The sequence below is a fragment of the Accumulibacter sp. genome (assembly GCF_036625195.1).
Classification (GTDB): domain Bacteria; phylum Pseudomonadota; class Gammaproteobacteria; order Burkholderiales; family Rhodocyclaceae; genus Accumulibacter.
Genome location: NZ_JAZKUG010000001.1, coordinates 5,087,335 through 5,097,159, shown reverse-complemented (window position 1 = coordinate 5,097,159; position 9,825 = coordinate 5,087,335). Strand labels below are relative to the sequence as shown.

8 protein-coding genes are annotated in these 9,825 nt (G+C 66.7%); 4 read left to right on the top strand and 4 right to left on the bottom strand.

Annotated features, from left to right (window positions below):
- Positions 1 to 67: 67 nt before the first annotated feature.
- Genes V5B60_RS21640 through V5B60_RS21630 form a run of 3 tightly spaced genes read right to left on the bottom strand, consistent with a single transcriptional unit; the run spans position 68 to position 4,183 of the window.
- Entirely contained in the window at positions 68 to 1,966 is a 1,899-nt protein-coding gene (locus tag V5B60_RS21640) for a propionate--CoA ligase (RefSeq protein ID WP_332350180.1), read from the bottom strand.
- Between the two features lie 44 nt (positions 1,967 to 2,010).
- A complete protein-coding gene (locus tag V5B60_RS21635) occupies positions 2,011 to 3,153 on the bottom strand; it encodes a GGDEF domain-containing protein (RefSeq protein ID WP_332350177.1) in 1,143 nt (380 codons plus the stop codon).
- A 34-nt stretch (positions 3,154 to 3,187) separates the two neighbouring features.
- Positions 3,188 to 4,183 carry an oxidoreductase gene (locus V5B60_RS21630; RefSeq protein WP_332350175.1) on the bottom strand — a complete coding sequence of 332 codons (996 nt, stop codon included), beginning with the start codon at positions 4,181 to 4,183 and terminating at the stop codon, positions 3,188 to 3,190.
- A gap of 353 nt (positions 4,184 to 4,536) precedes the next feature.
- Between V5B60_RS21630 and V5B60_RS21625 the strand changes: the two genes are divergently transcribed.
- Together V5B60_RS21625 and V5B60_RS21620 are read left to right on the top strand one after the other, a co-directional pair.
- Positions 4,537 to 5,046 carry a C40 family peptidase gene (locus V5B60_RS21625; RefSeq protein ID WP_332350173.1) on the top strand — a complete coding sequence of 170 codons (510 nt, stop codon included), beginning with the start codon at positions 4,537 to 4,539 and terminating at the stop codon, positions 5,044 to 5,046.
- Between the two features lie 146 nt (positions 5,047 to 5,192).
- On the top strand, positions 5,193 to 6,218 hold the full coding sequence (locus tag V5B60_RS21620) for a Fe(3+) ABC transporter substrate-binding protein (RefSeq protein ID WP_332350171.1): 1,026 nt from the start codon (positions 5,193 to 5,195) through the stop codon (positions 6,216 to 6,218).
- Positions 6,219 to 6,256: 38 nt separating this feature from the next.
- Here the strand turns inward: V5B60_RS21620 and V5B60_RS21615 are convergent, their stop codons facing one another.
- Complete coding sequence (locus V5B60_RS21615; protein WP_332350169.1) at positions 6,257 to 7,891, bottom strand: ABC transporter permease; 1,635 nt, start codon at positions 7,889 to 7,891, stop codon at positions 6,257 to 6,259.
- A gap of 118 nt (positions 7,892 to 8,009) precedes the next feature.
- Between V5B60_RS21615 and V5B60_RS21610 the strand changes: the two genes are divergently transcribed.
- Complete coding sequence (locus tag V5B60_RS21610) at positions 8,010 to 9,119, top strand: ABC transporter ATP-binding protein (protein ID WP_332350167.1); 1,110 nt, start codon at positions 8,010 to 8,012, stop codon at positions 9,117 to 9,119.
- Positions 9,116 to 9,823, top strand: a complete 708-nt coding sequence (gene aat / locus V5B60_RS21605) for a leucyl/phenylalanyl-tRNA--protein transferase (RefSeq protein ID WP_332350164.1) — start codon at positions 9,116 to 9,118, stop codon at positions 9,821 to 9,823. The genes V5B60_RS21610 and aat overlap by 4 nt, the downstream gene beginning before the upstream one ends.
- Positions 9,824 to 9,825 lie beyond the last annotated feature (2 nt).

Here is a 9,825-nt window from a genome sequence, read left to right as displayed (position 1 = left end):
AAAAAAAGCCTGCCCCTGGCGGGGCAGGCCTTGCCGGCGAACCGGCCGGCAGCGTTGCTGCGCTGGCTCAGGCTTTCGTGCCGAGCGCGCGCTGCAGTTGCTCGAGGGCGGCCGGGTCCTCGATCGTCGTCAGGTCGCCCGGGTCGCGGCCTTCGGCCAGCGCCTGGATCGAGCGCCGCAGCAGCTTGCCGGAGCGGGTCTTCGGCAGCACGGTCAGGAAGTGCACGCGGCTCGGGCGGGCGATGGCGCCAAGGCTGTCGTCGACCTGCTTCATGACGGCCTTCTCGAGCGCCGCTGCGAGCTCCGGGGTGGCGATGCTGTCGGCGCTCTTGACGACGGCGAAAGCCATCGGCATCTGGCCCTTGAGCTGATCGGCAACGCCGACGACGGCGACTTCGGCGATCGCAGGGTGGCCCTGGATGGCTTCCTCGATCTCGCGCGTGCCGAGGCGGTGGCCGGCGACGTTGATGACGTCGTCGGTGCGGCCGAGGATGTAGTGGTAGCCGTCCTTGTCCTTGATGCCCCAGTCGAACGACGAGTAGACCTGCGGCTCGCGGAAGAGCGTGAAGTAGGTCGAGACGAAGCGCGCGTCGTCACCCCAGACGGTCGACAGGCAGCCCGGCGGCAGCGGCGGCAGGATGCCGACGATGCCCTTCTCGTCGGGATCACAGACCGTGCCGTCCTCGCGGAAGATCTTCAGGTTGTAGCCGTAGACCGGGAAGCTCGGCGTGCCGAAGCGGATCTCGGTCTTCTCGACGCCGGGCATCGCCGACAGGATCGGCCATCCGGTCTCGGTCTGCCAGTAGTTGTCGATCACCGGCCGGCCCAGCTCGCTCATGATCCATTCGTGCGTTGGCTGGTCGAGCGGTTCGCCGGCGAGGAACAGGTGGCGCAGGCTCGACAGGTCGTACTTGTGCATGTACGCCGGGTCGTGCTTCTTCAGGACGCGCGCCGCGGTCGGCGCCGAGAACATGACGCTGACCTTGTATTTCTCGACGATCTGCCACCAGATGCCGGGGTCGGGGCGCAGCGGCGTTCCCTCGTACATGATCGTCGCCATGCCGGCGATCAGCGGGCCGTAGACGATGTACGAGTGGCCGACGACCCAGCCGATGTCGGAGGTCGCGAAGTAGGTCTCGCCTTCGTTGCCGCAGTAGATGTTCTTGATCGACGAGGCGAGTGCGACGGCATACCCGCCGGTGTCGCGCTGCACCCCCTTCGGCTTGCCGGTGGTGCCCGAAGTGTAGAGGATGTACGACGGCTCGGAGGATTCGAGCCAGGTGACCGGCACTTCGGCATCCATGAACTGCGCGCGCAGCGTCGCGTAGTCGACATCGCGACCTTCGACCTTGTTGAAGCCCTTGTCGAGCCCGCGATCGATCATCAGCACCTTCGCCGGCTTGTGCTGCGCCAGCGCGATCGCTTCGTCGAGCAGGTGCTTGTAGGGCACCGCCTTGCCGCCGCGCATGCCGGCATCGGACGAGACCACGAGTTTCGGCGCGGCATCGTCGATGCGCGTCGCCAGTGACCCGGAGGCAAAGCCACCGAAGACGACCGAGTGGATGGCGCCGATGCGCGTGCAGGCAAGCATGGCGAACAGCGCTTCGGCGATCATCGGCATGTAGATCAGGACGCGGTCGCCCTTGCCAACGCCGAGGCTCTGCATGATCGCAGCCGTGCGCATGACTTCCTTCTTCAGCTCGGCGAAGCTGTAGACGACTTCCTGGTCGGTCTCGGTCGAGATGAAGACCAGTGCGCGGTCGTTCGGGCGCTTTTCGGCGTGCCGGTCGACGGCGTTGTAGCACAGGTTGGTTTCGCCGCCGACGAACCACTTGGCAAACGGCGGCCGGGAAAAATCGAGCACCTTGGTGAACGGCTTGTGCCACGAGACCAGCTTCGCCTGTTCGCCCCAGAACTCCTCCGGATTGTCGATCGAGTGCTTGTGAAATTCCTTGACTGTCGTCATGTGACTCCCTCTCCAAAAAGATGTAGCACCTGCACCAATGGTTTTCATGCCTGCCGGGTGTCTTCGGACTCGCGCTCCCGTTCCAGCATGCGTTCACGAATGCCTGCCAGAGGCAGGCCCAGCTTCCACTCCCTTTCCAGCAACTCGAGAAAGGGCAGTATTTCCCTGCCGAGCTGCGCCAGATGCGGGACCACTGCATCGGCGTGCCCGGCGCGGATGAGGTCGATCGCGTGCCCGAGCCGGGGCACCGGCGCCCGCGCTTGAGCCTGGTCGACGCAGGCCAGGACCCGGTTGCCTCCCGCCTGGCGGGCCGTCTTCAGTCGCTCGCCCGCCAGCGCGAGCAACGAAGTGGCCGATACCGCCCGATCGACTGGCGTGTTGGCGACACCGACGCTGACGGACAGGGTCAGTCGCTGTCCGTGCACCGCGATGTGGGCGACGGCGAAGGCCTCGCGCAGGCGATTGGCAAACGCCTCGCACGCCGGATACGGGGTGCCCGGCGAAACGACCGCCAGCTCTCCGTCCGAATAGTGGCCCAGGGTGTCTTCCTTGCGTACCTTCTGCGCCAGTATGCTGGCCAGCCTCTGCTGCAGCTTGCCGGCCAGATCGTCGCCGTGTTCAATGCGCAGGGCGTCGAAGCGGTCGAAGCCCATGACCAGGATACTTGCCGGAGCGTCGTGCCGAAGGGACTGGGTGAGGGCGCTCGCCGCCTGCAGCTCGATGTGCTGCCGCGTCGGCAGCCCGGTCAGCGGGTGTTGCGCCGGGTTCGTCGCCTGCCGGGCCAGCTCGCTTTCCACCTGTGCGAGATCGATCAGCGTGGCGATGCGCGACAGCAGCTCGTTGCCGTCGATACTGCGGCTCACGAGATCCGACGCCCCGAGCTCGCGCGCCCTCTGGTTGGCCTCCTGGTTGTCACCGGCGATCACCAGGACCGGCATCTGCCGCAGTCGCGCCAGTCGCGATGCGCGTACCCTGACCAGCAGCCCGTCACCTTCGAGCAACGGCAGCGTCAGCGAGCAGATCACCAACTGGATCGAGTGGTCGAGCACCAAGGCCTGCCAGGCTGCCTCGCCATTGACCTCCTCGCGAAAACCGTAGCGATCGCGGACCCGCTTGATCAGGGCCGCGCGGGCCATGCGCGATTCGTCGACGATCAGGATGCGCGGGCTCTGGGCCGGATCTTCCATCGCGCCTGACGTGTCCCGATCGCTGCTGATCGCCTCAGCTGCCAGCAATGGCGACAACGACACGGCCATGCGCATGGCCCCGGATGAAGTCAGCGAAGACCTGTGGCAGGTCGTCGAAGGCGATGGTGCGCGTCATCTGCTGCAGGTGCTGCGGTCGCAGGTCGCTCGCCAGGCGCTGCCAGACGCCGCTGCGGTACGGCTCTCCGATGTAGCCGGAATCGACGCCGAGCAGACAGGCGCCGCGCAGGATGAAGGGCATCACCGTCGTCTTCAGTTCGTGGCTGGCGGCGAGGCCGATGCTGGCGATCGTTCCGCCCTGGCGCATCGTGCTCGCCATCCAAGCGAGCACGTCGCCGCCCAGGTTGTCCACGGCGCCTGCCCAGAGTGTCCTGTCGAGGGGGCGGATGCGTGTCGTGTCGAGTTGCGAGCGAAGCATCACTTCGCTGGCGCCGAGGCGCAGCAGATAATCGCGCTCGCTCTCCTTGCCAGTGAGTGCGGTCACCTGATAGCCGCGCGCGGCAAGCATGTCGATCGCCAGGCTGCCGACGCCGCCGGTCGCGCCGCTGACCACCACCGGGCCCTTGGCGGGCCGCAGGCCATTCTCTTCCATGCGCACCACGCCGAGTGCGGCGGTGAAGCCCGCCGTGCCGAGGGCCATGGCATCGTGCAGGGACAGTCCGGCCGGCAGGGGCACGACCCAGCGTGCGGGGATGCGGGCATACTCGGCGTAGCCGCCGTGATGGGCGACACCGATGTCGAAGCTGGTGGCGATCACCTCGTCGCCCGGCCGGAAGCGCGGGTCGCTGCTGTCGGTGACGGTTCCGGAGAGGTCGATGCCGCCGACGCAGGGGTAACGGCGGATGATCCGGCCAGCGCCGGTGGCAGCCAGTGCGTCCTTGTAATTGACGCTCGAGTAGGCGACGCGGATGGTCACTTCGCCGGCATCGAGCTGCGCCGGATCCATCCGCATCAGAGCGGCGTGCGTGCGACCGTCGCGGTCCTCGATCAGAAAAGCCTTGAAGGGGTTCATGCGCACTCCATGATGTGGATCGGTTGCGACCGATGCGCCAGCGGCAGCCGGGCAACGCGCTGGCAGAGCGGCGATTATAAACACAAACCACGGTACGTACGTTCCTCTTCCGACCGTGCTTCGTGCCGGCTCCGGCTGCCCGCCGGAGGGGGAAGAACAGAGGCGTGGGCCGATGCCAGCGCCAGTGACGCGGCCAGCGCGGATTGCCGCAGAATGCTCCCGTGGAGCAGGCAGAAGGGTGCTTTTCTCCTTTGATTGATGCTCCTGCGCGGCGGCGGTGGGGTGCTCCGGGAGAGCGGCATTTGACCAAAGGGGGTTTACAGTGTGACTTTTTTCACATAAATTCCGGTCCCATGCTCAGAAAACATCTCCTCCGCACCGTCTTGAGCGCCGCCCTGGTGAGTATCGCCGGGATGGGCTCCGTCCACGCCAGCGAAGCGCAGGTGGCCCTCGAGGAACCGTCGTTGCTCGAGCGCTACAGCAACAGCGCGCAGGATCTGATCCTCAAGGGCTTCGAGCTGATCGGCATCAACTACCGTTTCGGCGGCACGAATCCGGATACCGGGCTCGACTGCAGTGGCTTTGTCCAGATCGTCTTCAAGGAAGCCATGGGCATCCTGCTGCCGCGCAGCGCGCGCGAGCAGAGCGAGGTCGGTTCGGTGATCGACCGCGACGAACTGAAGGCCGGCGATCTCGTCTTCTTCAATACCATGCGACATGCGTTCTCGCATGTCGGCATCTATCTCGGCGACAACCGCTTCCTGCACGCGCCGCGCACCGGCGCCGCGATCCGCATCGACGACATGCGGCAGAGTTACTGGGTGCAGCGTTACAACGGCGCCCGCCGCCTGCTGTCGCGCTGAGGCGCAACCCGGGTTGAAAAAAAGCGACCATTGCGGTCGCTTTTTTTCAAACATTGGCAAGAACGATTCGCATTTACAATGCTGCCGGCCGCTGCTATGATCGATGCTTCGAAACGGTTTTCATCGCCAACCATGGAGGCAGCACCATGCCACTCTCGTTCCTGCGTACCTGCATCGCCGTCGCCCTGGTCAGCGTCTCGCTGGCTGGCGCACAGGCGCAGGAGAAAGTCGTCAACCTCTACTCGGCCCGCCACTACCAGACCGATGAGGCGTTGTACAGCAACTTCACGCGGCAGACGGGCATCACCGTCAAACGCATCGAGGGCAAGGAGGACGAGCTGCTCGAGCGGATTCGCAACGAGGGTGCGAGCAGTCCGGCCGATGTCCTGCTGACGGTCGATGCCGCCCGTCTGGCGGTGGCGCACGAGATGGGCCTGCTGGCGCCGGTGCGCTCGAAGCTGCTCGAAGCGCGCATTCCGGTGCACCTGCGCACCGACGACTGGTTCGCCTTCTCGCTGCGCGCGCGCGTCATCGTCTACGCGAAAGGCGTCGTCGATCCGCAGACGGTGCAGAGCTATGCTGACCTGGCCAACCCGAGACTGCGTGGCAAGCTCTGTTCTCGCTCCGGCTCCCATCCCTACAACCTGTCGCTGCTGGCGTCGATCATCGCGCATCAGGGCGAGGTGAAGGCCGAGGAGTGGGCGCGCGGAGTGGTCGCCAACTTCGCGCGCGCACCGAAGGGCGGCGATACCGATCAGATTCGCTCGGTGGCTGCCGGTGAATGCGGCGTCGCGCTCGCCAACACCTACTACCTGGCGCGCCTGATGCGTTCCGACAAAGCCGAGGACCGCAAGACGATCGAGCGCATCGGTATCGTCTGGCCCGACCAGAACGGCAGCGGGACGCATGTCAATGTGTCCGGCGGCGGCATGCTGAAGACGGCGCCACACCGGGAAGCGGCGATCAAGTTCCTCGAGTACCTTGCCAGCGACGAAGCGCAGCGCTACTTTGCCGATGGCAACAATGAGTGGCCGGTGGTGCCCGGGGTCAAGGTCGGCAACCCGGCCCTGGAGGCGCTCGGCAAGTTCAAGGCCGACAACCTGCCGGTGGGCTCGCTGGCAACCTACCGCGCCAAGGCACAACTGATCTTCGATCGCGTGGGTCATCGCTGAGCGCAGAGCCGGCGGCATCGCAGCCGCCGGCTCTGCGCTCAGCCGGGGCGCCGCGAGATCTGTTGCGAGAGGACGATCAGCGGCAGCAGGCCGACGGCGACGATCGCCAGCGAGGCGCCTGCGGCCTCCGCCAGCCGCTCGTCGGCGGCCAGCGTATAGGCCTGCGTCGCCAGCGTGTCGAAGTCGAAGGGACGCATCACCAGCGTCGCCGGCAGTTCCTTCATGACGTCGACGAAGACCAGCAGAGCGGCGGTGAACAGGCTGCTGCGCAGGATCGGCAGGTGCACCCGGCACAGCGTCGCCGCCTGTCCCAGGCCCAGGCTGCGCGCCGCATCGTCCATGCTGTGGGTGATCTTCCCCAGGCCGCTGCCGACGGACTGCAGCGCCACCGCGAGGAAGCGGACGAGGTAGGCGTAGACCAGGGCCGCGATGCCGCCGGTGAGCAGCAGCCCCGGATTCTCTCCCGACCAGTTCTGCCACGTCGCCGCCAGCCAGTGGTCGAGGCGGGTGACCGGGATCAGCACGCCGACGGCGATGACTGAGCCGGGGACGGCGTAGCCGAGCCCAACCAGGCGGTTGAGCGCTGGCGCAAGGACTCCCTTTGCCAGGCGGGCGCCGTAGGCGAGAAGAACCGCCAGCGCCAGCGCGATGAAGGCCGTCAGTCCGGCGAGCAGGAAGCTGTTGCGCGCCAGGGTGACGAACTGCGCGCCGAGCCGCATCTCGCTTTCGGCCAGCGTCAGTCGCAGGAGCAGGGCCGCCGGCAGGACGAAGCCGAGGCAGAGTGGCAGCGCGCAGGCGGCGGTGGCCAGCCACGCGCGCCCGCCCGACAGCCGTCGCTCGGCGAGCTGACGTCGGCGGCCGGTCGTGTTGTGGAACCGGGAACGGCCGCGCGAGCGCCATTCGACGAGCAGCAGCACGACGACGAAGGCGAGCAGCGCTGCAGACAGTTGCGCCGCCGCGACGCGATCGCCGAGCGAGAACCAGGCGCGGTAGATGCCGGTGGTGAAGGTCTGGACGCCGAAGTAGGAGACCGTGCCATAGTCGGCGAGCGTTTCCATCAGGGCGAGCGTCGCACCGGCGGCGACCGCCGGTCGCGCGAGTGGCAGCGAGATGCGGAAGAAACTCTGCCATGGCCCGAGACCGAGCGTGCGGGCGGCTTCGAGCATGCCGCTGCTGCGCTCGATGAATGCCGTTCGCGAGAGCAGGTAGACGTAGGGGTAGAGGACACAGACGAACATCGCCGCGGCTCCCCCGAGACTGCGAATCTCGGGAAACCAGTAGTCGTCCCTGCTCCAGGCGAAGGTGTCGCGCAACCAGGTCTGCAGTGGGCCGACGAACTGCAGGAAATCGGTGTAGACATAGGCCAGCACATAGGCCGGCATCGCCATGGGCAGCACCAGTGCCCAGGCGAAGATCCGCCGGCCGGGGAACTCATGCATTGCCGTCAGCCAGGCGCTGGTGACGCCGACGACGATGACGCCGATGCCGACGGTGACGCACAGGAGCAGCGTGTTGGCAATGTAATCGGGCAGTACCGTTGCCGCCAGGTGTGACCAGGTGGCGCCGGTGCCGCCGCTGAGGACGTTGCTCAGGACGCTGAAGACGGGCATGCCGACGAGCGCGGCAATGCCGACGGCGACGAGGAGCAGGGGGCTGTGGTGGCGGCTGGTCATGGCTCGGTGGGTGAATGAGAATTATAATTGACCGGTCGCAGTTTCCGGGCACCTTGCCGCCGTTGGCAGCGAGTGGCCGGCGCGGCGCAGGGATCGGTCAACTGATGAGCAGGTTCTGATGGCACAGCTTGAACTGCAGGGCGTCGTCCAGCGCTACGGATCGCACACCGTGGTCGATGCGGTCGGTTTCCGCGTCGAGTCGGGGAGCATCGCCTGCCTGCTCGGCCCTTCCGGTTGCGGCAAGACGACCCTGTTGCGCTGCATTGCCGGTTTCGAGGACATCCTTGCCGGTGAGATCCGCGTCGACGGTGAGGTGCTCAGTCGCGCCGGGTACCGGCTGCCGCCGGAGCAGCGGCGGATCGGCATGGTGTTCCAGGAGTACGCGCTGTTTCCACATCTGACCGTCGCTGCCAACGTCGGCTTCGGTCTTGCCGGTCTTGCCGGCAGGCAGCGGCAGCAGCGGATCGATGAGCTGCTCGAGTTGGTCGGTTTGACCGGCCATGGCAAGCGGTACCCGCACGAGCTTTCCGGCGGTCAGCAACAGCGCGTGGCGCTGGCGCGGGCGCTGGCGCCACGGCCACGGTTGATCCTGCTCGATGAGCCGTTTTCAAACCTCGACGTCGATCTGCGCGAGCACCTGTCGCTGGAAGTGCGCGAGATCCTCCGGCGTGAGGCGACGACTGCCGTCCTGGTCACGCATGACCAGCACGAGGCCTTCGCCATGGCGGACGAGGTCGGCGTCATGGCCGAGGGCCGGATCGAGCAGTGGGACAGCCCCTACCGCGTCTATCATCAGCCATGCAACCGTTTCGTCGCCGACTTCGTCGGCCAGGGCGTCTTTCTGCCGGGTGTCGTCGTGGACCAGAACCGGGTGCGCGTCGAACTCGGCATGCTCGAATCGCGCCTGCCGCTCGAATGCAGCCAGGGATGCGCCGCCTGCGGTGAGGGTTGTGGCGTCGAGGTCCTGTTGCGGCCGGACGACGTGGTTCACGACGATCAGGCAGGGTTGCAGGCGGAAGTCCGGCACAAGGCTTTCCGCGGCGCCGAGATCCTGTACTCGCTGCGTCTTGCCAGTGGCCTCGAGGTACTGTCGCTGGTGCCGTCGCATCACGATCATGCGATCGGCGAGCGGATCGGCATTCGCCTCGACGTTGATCATGTCGTCGCCTTCAAGACGCCGCCTCGGCAGGTGGCCGATGCCCGGCAGCCGATCCGCTTCGCGCGATGATCCCGTGGCTCGAGCGGGGCGCGGCTTTTCCGCCGCTGGAACGGGCGCTGCGCGAACCGAACGGGCTGCTCTGTGCCGGTGGCGACCTGTCGCCGACACGGCTGCTGACGGCCTATCAGTACGGCATCTTTCCCTGGTTCTCGCCCGGTGAGCCCATCCTCTGGTGGAGCCCGGACCCGCGCATGGTGCTGTTGCCGACGGAGTTCCGCATCTCGCGCTCGCTGCGCCGCTGCCTGCGCTCGGGTCGTTTCCAGGTGCGGCTGGACAGCGATTTCGTGGCCGTGATTCGCGCCTGTGCCGAGGTGCCGCGCGCCGGACAGGGCGGTACGTGGATCACGCCGGAGATGCAGGAGGCGTACTGGAAGCTGTTCCAGCTCGGCGTCGCCCACTCGGTGGAGACCTGGCGCGACGGCCAGCTGGTCGGAGGTCTTTACGGCCTGGCCATCGGTCGCATGTTCTACGGCGAGTCGATGTTCTCGCTCGCTGCCGATGCCTCGAAGGTGGCCGCAGCCCACCTCGCCCGCTTCCTTGAAGAAGAGCGATTCGGCATGATAGATTGCCAGATGAGCACCCCGCACCTGGCCTCGCTCGGCGCGCGCGAGATGCCGCGGACGATCTTCCTCGAGCGCCTGCGGACCCTCGTCAGTCAGGCGTGGGAGCCTGGCCGCTGGCCGGTCGATGCCGCCGGCGAACCCTGGACCTAGAC